Source organism: Novosphingobium sp. SG751A, from assembly GCF_013149295.1.
Taxonomy (GTDB): Bacteria; Pseudomonadota; Alphaproteobacteria; order Sphingomonadales; family Sphingomonadaceae; genus Novosphingobium.
This window is the reverse complement of the sequence record NZ_JABGCB010000008.1, coordinates 116,110-131,214: the sequence shown is the minus strand read 5'-3', so window position 1 is coordinate 131,214 and position 15,105 is coordinate 116,110. Positions and strand designations below refer to the sequence as shown.

16 protein-coding genes and 1 pseudogene are annotated in these 15,105 nt (G+C 60.7%); 10 read left to right on the top strand and 7 right to left on the bottom strand.

Annotated features, from left to right (window positions below; translation table 11 throughout):
* Positions 1-234: 234 nt before the first annotated feature.
* On the top strand, positions 235-873 hold the full coding sequence (locus tag FHW96_RS12535) for a Crp/Fnr family transcriptional regulator (RefSeq protein WP_172340915.1): 639 nt from the start codon (positions 235-237) through the stop codon (positions 871-873).
* Between the two features lie 23 nt (positions 874-896).
* On the opposite strand, the gene FHW96_RS12530 is transcribed toward FHW96_RS12535, so the two are convergent.
* The 5 genes and pseudogenes from FHW96_RS12530 to FHW96_RS12510 form a co-directional block, all read right to left on the bottom strand.
* Positions 897-1,562 (bottom strand): Crp/Fnr family transcriptional regulator, encoded by a 666-nt coding sequence (locus FHW96_RS12530; RefSeq protein ID WP_172340914.1) that lies wholly within the window; start codon positions 1,560-1,562, stop codon positions 897-899.
* A 209-nt stretch (positions 1,563-1,771) separates the two neighbouring features.
* Positions 1,772-2,041 (bottom strand): annotated as a pseudogene (locus FHW96_RS12525) (DUF2171 domain-containing protein); the annotation flags it as partial.
* Between the two features lie 11 nt (positions 2,042-2,052).
* The gene (locus FHW96_RS12520; protein WP_172340912.1) at positions 2,053-2,613 is read right to left on the bottom strand and encodes an SRPBCC family protein; all 561 of its coding nucleotides are present in this window, start codon (positions 2,611-2,613) and stop codon (positions 2,053-2,055) included.
* Positions 2,613-3,206 carry a DUF4142 domain-containing protein gene (locus tag FHW96_RS12515; protein WP_172340911.1) on the bottom strand — a complete coding sequence of 198 codons (594 nt, stop codon included), beginning with the start codon at positions 3,204-3,206 and terminating at the stop codon, positions 2,613-2,615. The genes FHW96_RS12520 and FHW96_RS12515 overlap by 1 nt, the downstream gene beginning before the upstream one ends.
* A gap of 107 nt (positions 3,207-3,313) precedes the next feature.
* Positions 3,314-4,498 (bottom strand): zinc-dependent alcohol dehydrogenase, encoded by a 1,185-nt coding sequence (locus FHW96_RS12510; RefSeq protein WP_172340910.1) that lies wholly within the window; start codon positions 4,496-4,498, stop codon positions 3,314-3,316.
* Between the two features lie 238 nt (positions 4,499-4,736).
* Between FHW96_RS12510 and FHW96_RS12505 the strand changes: the two genes are divergently transcribed.
* The 3 genes from FHW96_RS12505 to FHW96_RS12495 all read left to right on the top strand — a co-directional run bounded on the left by FHW96_RS12505 (position 4,737) and on the right by FHW96_RS12495 (position 7,446).
* Positions 4,737-5,102, top strand: coding sequence for a PRC-barrel domain-containing protein (locus FHW96_RS12505; protein WP_172340909.1), 366 nt, complete (start codon positions 4,737-4,739; stop codon positions 5,100-5,102).
* A 162-nt stretch (positions 5,103-5,264) separates the two neighbouring features.
* Positions 5,265-6,515, top strand: coding sequence for an NRAMP family divalent metal transporter (locus FHW96_RS12500; RefSeq protein ID WP_172340908.1), 1,251 nt, complete (start codon positions 5,265-5,267; stop codon positions 6,513-6,515).
* 79 nt (positions 6,516-6,594) lie between these two features.
* A complete protein-coding gene (locus FHW96_RS12495) occupies positions 6,595-7,446 on the top strand; it encodes an SDR family oxidoreductase (protein WP_172340907.1) in 852 nt (283 codons plus the stop codon).
* A 21-nt stretch (positions 7,447-7,467) separates the two neighbouring features.
* Here the strand turns inward: FHW96_RS12495 and FHW96_RS12490 are convergent, their stop codons facing one another.
* The gene (locus FHW96_RS12490) at positions 7,468-8,862 is read right to left on the bottom strand and encodes a lyase family protein (RefSeq protein WP_172340906.1); all 1,395 of its coding nucleotides are present in this window, start codon (positions 8,860-8,862) and stop codon (positions 7,468-7,470) included.
* A gap of 36 nt (positions 8,863-8,898) precedes the next feature.
* Between FHW96_RS12490 and FHW96_RS12485 the strand changes: the two genes are divergently transcribed.
* Entirely contained in the window at positions 8,899-9,165 is a 267-nt protein-coding gene (locus tag FHW96_RS12485) for a hypothetical protein (protein WP_172340905.1), read from the top strand.
* Positions 9,166-9,481: 316 nt separating this feature from the next.
* Entirely contained in the window at positions 9,482-10,141 is a 660-nt protein-coding gene (locus tag FHW96_RS12480; RefSeq protein WP_172340904.1) for a sigma-70 family RNA polymerase sigma factor, read from the top strand.
* Positions 10,142-10,298: 157 nt separating this feature from the next.
* Here FHW96_RS12480 and FHW96_RS12475 read toward each other — a convergent pair whose 3' ends face one another.
* Entirely contained in the window at positions 10,299-10,739 is a 441-nt protein-coding gene (locus FHW96_RS12475) for a response regulator (protein ID WP_172340903.1), read from the bottom strand.
* A 473-nt stretch (positions 10,740-11,212) separates the two neighbouring features.
* Here FHW96_RS12475 and FHW96_RS12470 point away from each other — a divergent pair, with 473 nt between their 5' ends.
* From FHW96_RS12470 to otsB, 4 genes are all read left to right on the top strand, one after another.
* Positions 11,213-13,321, top strand: coding sequence for a catalase (locus FHW96_RS12470; RefSeq protein WP_172340902.1), 2,109 nt, complete (start codon positions 11,213-11,215; stop codon positions 13,319-13,321).
* Between the two features lie 12 nt (positions 13,322-13,333).
* The gene (locus tag FHW96_RS12465; protein ID WP_172340901.1) at positions 13,334-13,639 is read left to right on the top strand and encodes a plasmid stabilization protein; all 306 of its coding nucleotides are present in this window, start codon (positions 13,334-13,336) and stop codon (positions 13,637-13,639) included.
* Between the two features lie 148 nt (positions 13,640-13,787).
* The gene (locus FHW96_RS12460; protein ID WP_172340900.1) at positions 13,788-14,213 is read left to right on the top strand and encodes a hypothetical protein; all 426 of its coding nucleotides are present in this window, start codon (positions 13,788-13,790) and stop codon (positions 14,211-14,213) included.
* Between the two features lie 134 nt (positions 14,214-14,347).
* Positions 14,348-15,103 carry a trehalose-phosphatase gene (gene otsB, locus FHW96_RS12455; protein ID WP_172340899.1) on the top strand — a complete coding sequence of 252 codons (756 nt, stop codon included), beginning with the start codon at positions 14,348-14,350 and terminating at the stop codon, positions 15,101-15,103.
* The last annotated feature ends 2 nt before the right edge of the window (positions 15,104-15,105 follow it).

Sequence of the window (15,105 nt, the reverse complement as noted above, 5' to 3'; positions counted from 1 at the left end):
GCATGGCGGACTTCGGGTCCACAATGCATGATGAGAGGTGCATGATGAAAGGCGCGCAAGGCGGAGGACCGCATTCTTCGCAGGCGAGCGCAATGCTTTTGGCGCGTCACCAACCCATCATCGCCCCTCAGACTGTTGAGCGGCATCCTTTCTCCGCCGACATGTTCAACGCCAGTATCCCCAGACGGGGGCCCCGTTCGCCGGGGCAATATGATCAGGTACGGGAGTGTCCCAATGACCGCAGCAAGACTGGAAACGACGGCCACGCGGAATGAGATCCGCCGTCACAAGCATCTGGCGCGTCGCCATGAAAACACCGACCGGATTTTTCGAGTAGAGGAAGGCTGGGCATGTCAGTATCGCTTGCTGCCCGATGGACGGCGACAGATCATCGCCCTGTTTCTGCCCGGCGATTATTGCGAGGCGCAATGGGTGCTGACAGGCCATGCCAACTGGCCGGTGGTGGCTTTGACCGATATGTTCGTGACGGAAATTCCGTTTCGAGACATCCGCGCGCACGGCGGCGGCGAATTCGACGGCATGAAAAGCATGCTCGGCTCGATCATGCACACTTTGAAAAGTCACGAGAAATGGATCGTCAACCTGGGCCGGATGAGCGCCACCGAGCGGATCTGTGCCTTGCTGCATGATCTTGTTGAGCGGCTGCGCCCTACTGGCAAGGTCGTGTCGGATCACTGCCCGATGCCGCTTACACAATATGATCTGGCCGATATTGTCGGAATTTCCTCGGTACACGTCAATCGCGTGCTCCAGATGCTGCGCAGCGAAGGAGTGATATCGCTGGAGGCAGGCCGGCTTGCCCTGCTTAATCCGGCCGAGTTGCGGCGACTGGGCGGTCCTGCCCATGCCTGAGCCGCAGCGGCGCGCGGGTGGGCTCAAAACGACATTTGCAAATAGTTTGGTCGAAACCCGCATGCCCGCGCCAGCCGGAACGGATCGGGGATTTCGATGAACTGGTCGCGCCACCGGATCAGATCTTCCCGGCGCATCTGCTTAATGACGCGATTGACATGCACCGCGCTGACGCCCGCCGCTTCGGCCAGTTCGATCTGTGTCAGGGGACAGAAATAGCCGGTCCCCTGCGTCATACCCACAGCCTTTAGCCGCAGATACAATTCACATATCAGGCAACCGATGCGCTCGGGCGCGGCACGCGCGCCCAAATTGACCGTCCATTCGCGCTGAATGGCCAGCGAGATCTGGGCATCCATCGCCAGCGCGCGGCGGATGCCGATCGATTCCTGCTCGACCGCATCGAGTTGACCGGGTTGAACCATCGCGCAATGCAGATCGTTGATGGCCCCTATCGAATGATCCAGCGGCATCGTCATGATCGCTTGAGGGATGCACAGATCCCCCGGCAGAAGGAAGCCCACGATCTGGCGTCGACCGTTTTCCAGCATCTTGTAACGGGCGGCCCAGCCCTCCATGACAATCTTGACAAAGACCGGGCGAACCCCCTCGCGGATCATGTCCTGTCCTGCCCCGACATACAGCATCTGTCCGTCGAGCAGAAAGTCCAGCAGTTGTTCATCGCGCATGGTCAAATTGGCATAATGAGCCAGTTTGCGCGAAAAAGACGGCCCCGGGACGTATCCCGAAGCTCGCCGTGTGTTTGGTCGTCCATCTTCCGGCTGATCCATCCTCAGGCGTCCCCCCTGCTCCGGTCGGAGGCGAGCTTAGAAGAGTCAAGGTCGGCTTCATCGTCGGCCGCTGCCGTTCGGTTGCTGTCGGCCAGCGCCTCTCCGCCTTCCTCTTCTTCCAGCAGAGCCGCGTTGGCCGCATTGGCTGAAAGCCGCACACGGTCCGTTTCCACCGCCGCGACCAGCCCGACCGAGATATAATGGTGGTGGCCTCCGGAACCTTGCGCTGACGATGCGCCTTGCCGGCCGGCATGCGATCCGCTGTCGGACAGCGTCATCTTGATCCGGTTGCCTTCGACCCTGTCCACCGTGCCCAGATGCACGTCATCGGCGCCGACAATGTCCATATGTTCCCTGATTGCGCTCAAATCGGTCATATTCCTGTCCTTCACCATTGGCCCCCGCTCTGTTGCGGAAGCTCGTTCAACAAGCGGCGATGGCGCGCGGCCGTTGCGATTTCGCGTGCCTCCATCATCTGTTTGAAACTGCGCAGGATGCGGCGCACATGCGAACGGACCAGCGGGCCGGGATGCAATATCGCGACGCGTCCGCCCGTTTTGGCCGACAATTCAAAAGCCATGGTCATGCGCAGGATCGTGCCGCGCGCGCCGGCGTCGACGAAATCGATCCTGCCACCGTTTTCAACATCCCCGCCCGGCATCGCCTGCCAAAAGATAGTGTTGCCCGGCCGGTCTTCGCTGATAACCGAGATCCAGCTGGCGCGGAGGCCTGCCGGTCCCTCGATGGTCCAGCGCGCATGATCTCCATCCAGCGGGACGATCGAGACGATCGGACCCACGATAGGCGCCACATTGGTCAAATCCCGCCAGAACGCGTAAAGCTCTCCCCGAGAGCGGGCAATGGTGACGGTTTCGGCGAACAGTTCGCGGTCCGGTTCGATATCGCGCGAAGAGGTGACGGGCGCATCGTCTTTTTCAGACGCGCTCATCAGGCGCTGTCCTGTTGTTTGGTCAGCTTATCCAGCTCATCCAGATGTTTTTGCACCACCGGCGCAATCGCGCCTGCGGCCTCCTTCAGCGCAGGCGTATCGCCATCGGACGCATAATGCCGGTGGAGATCGAGCGCGTCATTATGCGCGCTGCGCTGGCTGGTGAGGTAGAGCTGATCCACATCAGCGGCGCCAGCGGACTTGATCACGTCCAGTTTCTGCTGCTGATCCTGGCTCAGGCTGGTGGCACCGGCGGCCAGTTTGAGCTTTTCAGCGGCGCGGCGCAATTTGCGGCTCGATTCCTGATGGGCCGAAATCATCATGCTGGCGAAGTTGCGTACGGCCGGATTTTTGCTGGTTTTGAGCAAGGCCCGTGAGGATTCAATCTCGAAACTGTCCCCGGCGGCGGCCTTGTCGAGATAGGTGCGCGCATCTGTAGTCTGAAGCGTCAGATGCGGCAGGGTGCCATCGGGACCGCTGTCGGTTGCCGCCGCGCCTTCGGTCGCATTGCCATTTTGAGGGCCATTCTCCGGCTTCTTGTCACATGCCGCCAGCATCAGGACGGGGGCGATAATCAAAAGACTGTACTTCATGGATTGTCTCCTTTCCGACAGAGAGCCTCCGGCATTTCACGCCCGGCGGAGATGCAATGTTCTGCCGCCGAAATCGAAAAGCGCGATCCTGCCGCGCCTTGCGGTGATCACAGCCGATAAACTCCGGTGGTCAGCACCACTTTGGTCACTTCATTGCGTGCATAGTGAAACTGAAGATAGGCATCGGCGGCCTGCTCAAGATCATGCCGGTGGCTGATCAGAAAAGCGCCGTCGATTGCCTCATCGAGAACCAGCCTCAGCAATTGAGGCATATGGCGCTGCACGTCGGCCTGACCGCTGCGCAGCATCAGACCCTTGCGCATCAGCGCCCCAAGCGGGAAGCTATCGATCATGCCTCCATAGCATCCTGACATGGAAATTCGCCCACCCTTGCGGCATGCCATGATCGCCTGATAAATGACGTGCGACGGCTTCATGGTCGGGGAAATCGAACTGTTGACCGGATCGGCGATCATCTCGAAAAATGTGCCATGCGCGTCCATGCCCACCGCGTCGATGCAGGCGTCCGGACCAACGCCGCCCGTCATGTCAATCAGCGCTTCGTGGACATAGGTATGGCTGAAATTGACTGCCTCGGCCCCCAACGCACGAGCCTGTTCCAAACGGTGGGTGTAATGGTCAATGGCAATCACCCGCTCGGCACCCAGAATGCGGGATGCCTGCACAGCGCAAAGCCCGACCGGGCCACAGCCCCAAACCGCCACCGTATCACCCGCTTCGATGTCCGCGTTCTGGGCGGCCTGCCATCCGGCGGGCAAGGTGTCAGCGAGCAGCAGCAACCTGTCATCAGCCACGCCGTCGGGCACGACAAGCGGACCGGTATCGGAAAAAGGCACGCGCACGAACTCCGCCTGTCCGCCCGAATAGCCGCCCGCCATCCGTCCGCAACCAAATCTGGCTGCAGAGGGAAGCCCATAATGCAGGCTGGCAAGATCCTGATTTTCAGGTGGATTACCGTTGTCGCAGGCTGAATATTGCTGCTTGGCGCAATGATAGCATCCCCCGCAGGCAATCGTGGAGGGCACAACCACCCGCTGCCCCCGACGCAGGGTCGAGGCGGCGCCGATCTCGACCACTTCGCCCATGAATTCCTGGCCCAGAATATCTCCGGCGCTCATGGCGGGGATCAAACCGTCATAAATATGCAGATCGGACCCGCAGATCGCGCTAGACGTGACCCGCACGATGGCATCGCGCGGATTGACGATACCGGGATCGTCCACCGTATCGACGCGGACATCATGTTTGCCATGCCAGGTCAGCGCACGCATGATCCGTTCTCCTGTCGCGCCATAGCTCCGGTCATCCCCTTATCCCGGCCCTGTCCGGGGCCATCTCCTGCTGCGGTTAACGCCCGGCGAGCCGAGATGATCCATGTCCATGTGCTAACGTGGATTAGGATGAAGTGCACCGCGGGGTGGAACAAGGTCGGCTCCGCCCTGTTCGGTTCATGTCAGGCCGCGGCACACCGACGCGCCGGCATGTTTCATACCCTTCAGGAGATTCATCATGCCCGAAACCACGGACACTTACGAAACGCACGACCTGATTTCCTCCGACCGGGTCGAAGGCACCGTCGTCTATAATCTGCAAGGCGAACGGCTGGGTACGATCAGCCGGTTCATGGTCAACAAGCGCACCGGCAAGGCCCAGTATGCGGTGCTCCAATTTGGCGGATTGCTGGGTCTGGGCAGCGACTATTACCCCCTGCCCTGGCAGATCCTGACCTATGATCCGGCGCAGGGCGGCTATGTCGTCAACATCAACCCGGAACAGCTGGAAAACGCCCCCCATTACAGCGATGCCGACACGCCCACGTATGACAACGACTATAACTGGCGGATCTATTCGCATTACGGGCTGACCTATGCCTGATGCCCATCGAGAGATGGCACCACATCTGGCCGACCCGGCATGGAACGCATGACGGACAGGAGCCGTTAAAGGAAGGAAGCGCGCTTTAGCAGCCGCTTCCTTCTTCGCATCCACCGTTTGAGCCGAGAATACAGATGCCGCAAACGCGATCAGCAATCGGCCATGAGTAAGATGAAGCTGACCGACCGGCTTGGTCCGGGGCTGATCACCGGGGCCGCCGACGATGACCCCAGCGGCATTGCCACCTATGCCATAGCAGGCGCGCAATTCGGCACCTCGCTGCTCTGGACGATGCTCTTCACCTATCCGCTGATGGTGTCGGTCCAACTGGTCTGCGCGCGGGTCGGGCGGGTCACGGGGCATGGCCTCTCGCACAGTCTGGGCGCGGTTTTGCCCCGATGGGGCATGGCGGCTCTCCTGCTGTTGTTGTTTTGCGCCAATACGATCAACATCGGCGCCGATCTTTCCGCCATGGGCGAAGCGGCGGCCATGATCGCGGGTCGGGGCCGCCATGCCTTCACCATCGGCTTTGCGGTGCTCTCGCTGGTGCTGCAATTTTTCGTGCCCTATGACCGTTATGCCCGGCTGTTGAAATGGATGACGCTGACGTTGCTGGCCTATGTGGCGTTGCTTTTTATCGTGCGGGTGGATTGGGGCGCCGCGCTGCATAATCTGCTTGTGCCCCAGATCAGCGGTCCGGGCGCACTTACGGCCATCGTTGCGATTATGGGCACCACGATCAGCCCTTATCTCTTTTTCTGGCAGGCTTCGCAGGAGGTGGAGGAGATCCGCCAGGTCGAGGATCGCAAGCCCCTTCGCCGCGCGCGCAATCAGGCCGCCGATGCCTTTGCCCGGATCCGGATCGACACGTGGAGCGGCATGGCGGTGTCGAACATCATCGCTCTGGCCATCATGTTGGGCACGGCGGTGCCGTTGCACGATGCGGGAAAGACCCAGATCAATTCGGCCGCCGATGCCGCCCGCGCGCTTCAACCTGTGGCGGGGGATCTGGCCTTTGCGGTCTTTGCCCTTGGCATTGTCGGCACAGGGCTGCTGGCGATACCGGTGCTGGCGGGCGCATCGGCCTATGCCATTTGCGAGGCCATCGGACGCAAGGCCAGCCTTCAGGACATGCCGCAACACGCCCGCGCCTTCTATCTGATCATCGCGCTGGGCATGGTGCTGGGCATGGCTATGGACTGGCTTGGCCTGAACGCGATGAAGGCGCTGTTCTGGAGCGCGGTGATCAACGGCATCGTGGCTGTGCCCGTACTGGCCGCGCTGATGCATATCGTTTCGCGGCCCGCGATCATGGGGTCCTTTGTCGCGCCGCGCCTGCTGCGGATCGCGGGATGGGTGACCACAGGCGCGATGGCGCTGGCCGTGCTGGCCATGCCGTTTTCGCCCGGATGAGGCCCGGGCGCGACAATTGACCTGCGGACCGGCGAACATCGTCCGGTCCGGCCCATTTCCTTTGAAAAGGAGAAAAACCATGGTTGAAACCCAGAGCATGATCCACGAAGACGCCCTGCCCGGCAATGAACACGAGCTTGACCCCAAGCCGGAGTGGCAGCCGCGCTATCCCGGCTCGGGCCGGTTGCAGGGCAAGGTCGCGGTCATCACCGGCGGCGACAGCGGGATCGGGCGAGCGGTGGCGGCACTCTTTGCGCGCGAAGGGGCCGATATCGCCATCATCCATCTGATGGAAGACGAGGATGCGGCGGAGACCCAGCGCATCGTCGAGGCCGAGGGGCGACGCGCGCTGGCCATACGGGCCGATATCGGCGACAAATCCGTCTGCGATGGGCTGGTCCGCCAGATCATCGCCAGTCTGGGCCGCATCGACATTCTGGTCAACAATGCGGGCGAACAGCACCCCGACCCCGACATCACCAATATTACCGAAAATCAGTTGCTGCGCACCTTTCAGACCAATATTTTCGCCATGTTCTATATGGTTCAGGCCGCCCGCCCGCATCTGGGCCAAGGCGCCGCCATTATCAACACCACCTCGGTCACCGGCTATCAAGGCAGCAGGAACCTGCTGGATTACAGCGCGACCAAGGGGGCGATCACGGCCTTTACGCGCTCGCTATCGGAAAATCTGGTGAAGGACGGCATTCGCGTCAACGCCGTGGCGCCGGGGCCGATCTGGACACCGCTCAACCCCTTTGGCGGCGCGGACGAGGAAAAGATCAAGCATTTCGGCCAGTCCACCCCCATGGGCCGCGCCGGACAGCCCAATGAAGTGGCGCCTGCCTTCCTGTTTCTTGCCTGCGAGGATTCCAGTTATATGTCGGGGCAGGTGCTGCACCCCAATGGCGGCACGGTGATCAACGGCTAAGGCTGAAGCCCGTCACCGGTCCTACCCCGGCGGCCTTTGGCCGACCATATCATGCGGGCGCACCAGCCGGTCAAAGGTCTCGGCATCAACCAGCCCGCTCTCCATCGCCGCCTGACGCAGGCCCACGCCGCGCTTATGCGCGTCTCTGGCAATTCCGGCGGCCTTTTCATAGCCCAGATGCGGCACCAGCGCCGTCACCAGCATCAGCGAGAGTTCGACAAGGCTTTCCAGACGCGCGCGGTCGGGCTTCATGCCGATCAGCGCGTGATCGACGAAATTGTCGATCGCACAGCCCAGCAAGGTGATCGAGCGCAGCACATTCGCCCCGATCTGCGGCATGAACGTGTTGAGTTCCAGATGCCCCTGCATCCCGCCCAGCGTGGTGGCTGTGCCATTGCCGATGACCTGAGCGCAGACCATCGCCATCATCTCGCATTGGGTGGGATTGACCTTACCCGGCATGATCGAGCTTCCCGGTTCATTTTCGGGCAACAGCAATTCGCCCAGCCCCGCGCGCGGCCCCGATGCCATCAGGCGGATATCATTGGCGATCTTGGTCAGCGCCACCGCCAATTGCACCAGCGCGCCCTGCAGGCCGACCAGCGCATCGCGGCTTGCCAACGCCTCGAAACTGTTGCGCGCGCGGCGAAAAGGCAGGTCGGTCAGATGGCAGATTTCCTCAATCACAGCCGGACCAAATCCCGCCGGAGCATTGAGCCCCGTGCCCACCGCCGTTCCGCCCTGCGCCAGTTCCCATACCCCGTCCATCGCATGGGTCATGGTCTGACGCGCCCGCGCGATCTGGCTGGCATAGCCGGAAAACTCCTGCCCCAGCGTCAGGGGCACCGCGTCCTGAAGATGGGTTCGGCCGATTTTGACCACATCGGCCCATGCCGCCTGTTTGCCCAAAAGGTCTTCATACAAACGCTCCAGCGCGGGGCTGAGTTGCCCGGCGATGGCCTGCTGCGCGGCGATGTGAAGAGCGGTGGGAAAGCTGTCGTTGGAGGATTGGGCGCGATTGACGTGATCATTGGGATGGACCGGCGCCTTGCCGCCGCGCGCGCCGGTCAGGATCTCATTGGCCCGTCCGGCGATCACCTCGTTGACGTTCATGTTGGTCTGCGTGCCCGATCCGGTCTGCCAGATCGCCAGCGGGAACTGATCGTCATGGCGCCCGTCGATCACCTCCTGCGCGGCGGTCTCCATCGCCTCGGCCAGCTTTGGGTCCAGTCCGTGGCCTCGGTTCACGCGGCATGCCGCCAGCTTGATGATCGCCAGCGCATGAATGATGGAAATCGGCATGCGCTCTTGCGCGGGAAAGGCGAAATTAGTCAGGCTGCGCTGGGTCTGGGCGCCCCAATAGGCATCGGCGGGAACCGCGACGCTGCCCATGCTGTCACTCTCAATCCTTGTCATGCCGACCACCGGCTCAGATCACGCCGACCGCAAGCCATGCAGGGGGCATCAGGCAAGGTTTCGCCATTCATCGAGGGCTCCCGCTTTTCCGAATTGCGCGTTAAACAAACAGATACAGGAAGCGCTCGGCAATGGCCAGAGATGCACACCATAGAGGACGGATCATCCGGCACGCTCTCCATCGGTTCCCTCAAGGCTGGCGCAATCCGTGAATTCTTCGTCATTCTTCTGTTCATCAGTAACCGGCTCAGCCGATCATCTCATTTTCAACCTCGCGATTTTTCGGCCGCTTGCGCGGTTTGACAGGCTGAGGGGAAAGATCGGGATCTGTGTGCGTCATGACATCCTCCTGACGAGGCAAAGCATATCGAAGGAAGAATGCTCCAGCCGGACAGTTCCTCCCTCCCTATGCAAGGCAAGGCGATCCGTGGGAAAAATGCGACCATGGCGCCTTTGCCCCGCATATGAATGGAAAGCACGGGCGCCCTTATTCGGGTCATCCCGGTTTCAACCCCATCCGACGCCAATTGCCCTGTTCCGGCCGGAACCCGGCTCCGTTTGGCCACTTAGCCTATTACGATATCCCGGATGTCTTTGACGTCTTTGTCGGGGGGCTCCCATGACCAAGCAGACCCAAATCGATAATAGCGGTGAGGACAGAACCGCCCTTCCCGACGCGCAATTTCGCCGGGAACTGGTTGCGGCCATGCCCTCGTTACGTGCCTTTGCCCGCAGCCTTTGCGGCAATCGTGACCATGTCGAGGATCTGACGCAAGAAACCATGATGCGGGCATGGGCCGCGCGCCATCACTACGCTGCGGGCACCAGCTTTCGCGCATGGACATTCACGATCCTGCGCCACCATTATTTCGGGCAGTTGCGCAGGCAGCGCCTGTTCGGCGATTATGATGAGGCCAAGGCCGAACAGATCCTCAACCGCGAAGGCGATCAGGAATCGCGTCTGGAGGCGGCCGATGTGCTGCGCGCGCTGGAAACGCTGCCCCATGCCCAGCGTGAGGTTCTCATCCTGATGGCGGTCGGTTCGGTCAGCTATGAGGAAATCGCGCAAGTCTGCGGCATAACGATCGGCACAGTGAAAAGCCGGATCTCACGAGCCCGCACGGCCTTGTCCGCCGCGCTGGAAAAGGGGCTGCTGCCCGGATCTCGACGCAATTTCGCCTTTGACGGCGAAGTGGTCGATGCCTTTTTCGCCAAATTCAAAACCATTGTGCGCCCCAATCTGGCCCGCCTTTCGCGCAATCTGGGATGGGCAGCATAAGATGACGGGGCCGCACGGAATGTCCGAGCCGGGCATGGCGAAACAGAAAACTGCGACTGGCCGTTTGGCCTCCCCCCGGAGCGGTCAGAGCGCAGTTCCTCCGGCGGCGCGTCCAATCGCGCCGCCGGAGGGTACGGGATGCACAGGCGCGCGATTTTCAGACGGGAAGGACAGGCAGCTGCATCACCGACAGGAACAATCCAAGCTGGCGAATGGCATCGGAAAAGCTGTCATAATTGAGAGGTTTGGTGATATAGACATTGCAGCCCAGCTCATAACAGCGCGCCACTTCCTGCTTGTCATCGGTGGTTGTCAAAACGATCACCGGCATCAGGCTGAGCGGCGGCCTTTCCTTGATCCGCGCCAGAATATCAACGCCCTTCATATCCGTGAGGTTGAGATCCAGCAGGATCAGCACAGGGCCGCCCTGATCACGCAGAACCGTGCCATCGCCCAGAAATTCCAGAGCAGCGGTGCCATTGTCGAAATGGGTGATGCCATTGGCGATGCCCGCGCGCCGAATACTTTTTTCGATCAGGCGCGCATGGCCCGGATCATCTTCGATCATAATGATCGTTACCGGCTGAGGATCGCCCATAATGCCTGACTTTGTTTGAGGGCAGACCATATCCAAGCGAGAGAAACAGGCCGCCTTTCGGATTCCATCGCGATCCGAAGCTACAGACAATAAATCACCCTTCCAGGTCACACCAGCCTGTGTTCTTCGCCCTGTCCGTCATGCGCCTCGGACTGTCGTAATAAATCAAAAATGAATATAAAAATTTCCTGAATTTCAACCATCCTCCTCGCCTTACCTCTTCATGGCCCAAACGTCGGACCGACTGCGACAGTCTGATTGCTGATTTAAAAGCCGCGGCTGATTACAGAGCCGACAACAGCGTCCCTCATGCGTCAATTCCTCTATTTTTTCTTGATGGCGACAGAGCTTGCGCTTCATCGCGCAAAAAGCACAGGTCGGGACAAAGCATGGAACAGTGGGCGCTTACACCTTTTTAAAAAGTTGGAGGGGGCGCCGCACCTTCCGACAGATCGCAAAGGTCAGGAGGCAGCATGGCTGACACACACCCGTCCTACGAAACCGCCACCGGCGATGCCGGAGAAACGCATCAGCAGGTGCCGGTCAATGGCCCGCATGGAAACCAGCAGGATGCGGCCCGCAGCCATTTAACCACCAATCAGGGTTTGCGCATCGGCGACAACCAGAACAGCCTGAAGGCAGGCGCCCGAGGGCCCACGCTGCTGGAAGATTTCGTCCTGCGCGAAAAGATCTTTCATTTCGACCATGAGCGCATCCCCGAGAGGATCGTCCATGCGCGCGGATCGGCCGCCCATGGCGTGTTCGAATGCACCCATGCCATCCCCGAACTGACCAGCGCAGGCCTGTTTGCCGCCGCCGGTAAGCAAACGCCAGTATTTGTGCGCTTTTCTACCGTTGCGGGCGGCGCGGGCAGCGTCGACACGCCGCGCGATGTGCGCGGTTTTGCGGTCAAATTCTACACCGAGGAAGGCAACTGGGATCTGGTGGGCAACAATATCCCGGTCTTCTTCATTCAGGATGCGATCAAGTTTCCCGATCTGGTCCATGCGGTCAAGATGGAGGCCGACAAGGGCTATCCTCAGGCCGCCAGCGCCCATGACACCTTCTGGGATTTCGTCAGCCTGATGCCCGAAAGCATACATATGGTGCTTTGGCAGATGAGCGACCGGACCATCCCCCGCTCGCCCCGCTTTATGGAAGGTTTCGGCATCCACACCTTCCGGCTCGTCAATGCCGAGGGTGCGTCCAAGCTGGTCAAATTTCATTGGAAACCGGTGCTGGGTCTGCAATCGACCACGTGGGACGAAGCGGTCAAAATCGCCGGAGCGGACCCGGATTACCATCGCCGCGATCTGTATGAAGCCATCGACACGGGCGCCTTTCCGGCATGGGATCTGGGCGTGCAGGTCTTTGAGGAAAGCTGGGCCCATGAACAGTCCTTCGACGTGCTGGACGCCACCAAGCTGATCCCGGAGGAGCTGGTTCCGGTGCGGATCATCGGGCGGATGACGCTCAACCGCAATCCGGACAATTTCTTTGCCGAAACCGAACAATCGGCCTTTTGCCCGGCCAATATCGTGCCCGGCATCGATTTTACCCCCGATCCGCTGTTGCAGGGGCGGCTGTTCTCCTATCTCGACACCCAGAAATCGCGTTTAGGCACGGCCAATTTCCACCAACTGCCGATCAACGCGCCCAAATGCCCGATGCGCAATTTTCAGCGCGACGGCATGATGCAGATGGAGATCCCAAAGGGCCGCGCCAATTACGAGCCCAACAGCCTGAACGAAGCGGGGGAACCCACCGGCCCGCGCGAATGTCCGGCCACCGGCTTTACGAGCTTTGCGCGCGGCATGTTGCCCAACAACAGCGATCAGCATCTGCGGGTGCGCCCTGCCTTGTTTGCCGACCATTATTCGCAGGCCCGCCTGTTCTATCGCTCGCAGACGCCGGTCGAACAGGCTCATCTGGCCAGCGCCTTCGTGTTTGAACTGTCCAAGGTGGGGCTGGAGCATGTGCGCCACCGGATGCTGACCCTGCTGGGCGCGGTGGACGAGGATCTGGCGCGGCGTGTGGCTGTCGGGCTCGCGATGGAATTACCGCCGCCCGCCGATATGGCGGCCCCGATTGTCGAGATGCCCCCCTCGCCTGCACTTTCAATCCTGAGCCACCGCCAGCCGCCTATGGAGGGGCGCAAGATCGGCATCCTGTTTGCCGAAGGGTCGAGCCTGACGGCCATCGAAGCGGTGAAAACGGCCATCGAGAGCAAGGGCGGCAAAGCGGTGCTGGTCGCACAAAAGGTGGGCGGCATTCCGGTCGATGACGGCATGCTCAAGGCCGAGGGGCAGTTGATGGGCAATCCGTCGGCGCTGTTTGATGCGGTGGCCTCGATCATCCACCCCGATGCCCTCGACCATTTGCGATCGGACCACACCGTTCATGCCTGGTTTGCCGATGCCTATGCTCATTGCAAAACCATCGGCGCCTGTCCGGCCACTCTCCGGCTGCTGGAAGAATGGGGGATCGCCAGAGATGACGGCATCGCCAGTCTCGAAGAATTCCCAGAGCTTGCCCCCGCGCGCCATTGGGACCGCGAAGGCAAGGTCCGTCTGCTGGCCTAAAGGAGACACGATATGCCGCAAGGAGACAAAAGTGCCTATACGGCCAAGCAGAAGCGCCAGGCCCGCCATATAGCTGAAAGCTATGAACGTCGCGGATTGCCCCATGACGAGGCCGAGGCGCGCGGATGGGCCACCGTGAACAAGGAGACCGGCGGAGGCAATCTGTCGGGCTCTGGCCGGGGTAAGCCCGACACGCATGTATCATCCTCACGCGGCGGGCGAGCCCACAAATCGGGTTCTTTCGAGCAGCGCAGCGCCGCCGCGCGCAAGGGTTGGGATACCCGCCGGGCCCGTGAGCGCGCAGCAGGCAAGGCCTGAGTGTCTTAGCGATAAACAGGTTTATAACGAAAACCTCTGACTTACGAAGGAACTTTTACCCGCAATCGGAATTTATATCCATGAATAGTCTAATTAATTTTAGACATCACCCCTCGACTTTTCGATATCGCCTCATCGCGCATCAGCAATGCCTGAGCGCATTTGCATCGACAGCGAGGAAATCAAAAATAGGTTCTTCCCATCCGGGGGGACAATATCCGGAGAAACCATGATGAAAATGTTGAAATACATGATCGCGGCAACTTTTTCTGCCGCAATTCCTCACGGCGCGCCGGCTCAAAACGTGCCGCAATCCGCGCAACCTCCGCTGGATTCGGCGCCCGCAGACGCTCCGGCAGCCCAACCGATCAAGCCTCTGGCCGGCGACATTGTCTATGACAAAGTTGGCGAACAGATCGGCACGATCGCCAGCACCACCGACCAACAGGTCGTGGTGACAACCCCTCGCGGCAAGATCACTATTCCTGTCGCCTCGCTCTTTACCGGGGCAAAGGGGCTGGCCATCAATATGACCAGAGGCGAAGTCGACGCCGCGATCCAATCGGCCCACTAAGGACAGATCGCGGGCGGGGCCGGGTTTTAGCACTCCCTTCGCCGGGGCAGGTGTCCTGCAAATTGCTGTGAAACCATTCCCCTGGGGCGCCATTCATGCCCCGAACCAAGGGGAAATCCGCTCTGGAGACATCGATGCCTACAGCCCCGCTTTCCGATCTGCTCGCCCCGCCGCCATCTCTGCCCGGCGGGGCGAGCCTGTTTCTGGATTTCGACGGCACGCTGGTGGACATTGCCGAAAGGCCCGATGAGGTAGTGATCCCGCGTGGTCTGCCGGACCTTCTCCTTACCATGTCCGCGCGGCTTCATGGCCGTCTGGCGCTGGTCAGCGGCCGCTCGATTGCCCAGATCGACAATCTGTTCGGCCGGGCGATGCATGCGCTCGCCATCTCGGGCAGCCATGGATGCGAGTTCCGCTGGCAGGATCAATTGGTCCATCCCGTCCGGCCCGTCGCCGAACTCGAACATGCGGCGCGAAAATTAGACGATTTCGCCTTTGGCCATCCCGGCACGCTGGTCGAGATCAAGACCTATGGCGTGGCGCTCCATTATCGCGGCGATCCGGCCTGCGCCCCTTATGCGCAACAACTGGCCGAACATCTGGCGATAGAAAGCGGGCTGGTCGTTGAAAATGGCAAGATGGTGGTCGAACTGCGCTTTGGCGGCTGCGACAAGGGTACGGCCCTGCGCAATATGATGGCCTGCGCGCCCATGATCGGGGGAAAGCCATTTTATCTGGGCGACGATCTCACCGATGAATCAGCCTTTGCCGCGGTGAACGCGCTGGATGGCATTTCGGTGCTGGTCGGTCCGGCGCGGGTTACGAATGCGTGCTTCAACCTGCCCGGCCCTGCCGCCGTGCTGGCCTGGATGGCAAGGCCGGTGTCATGAGC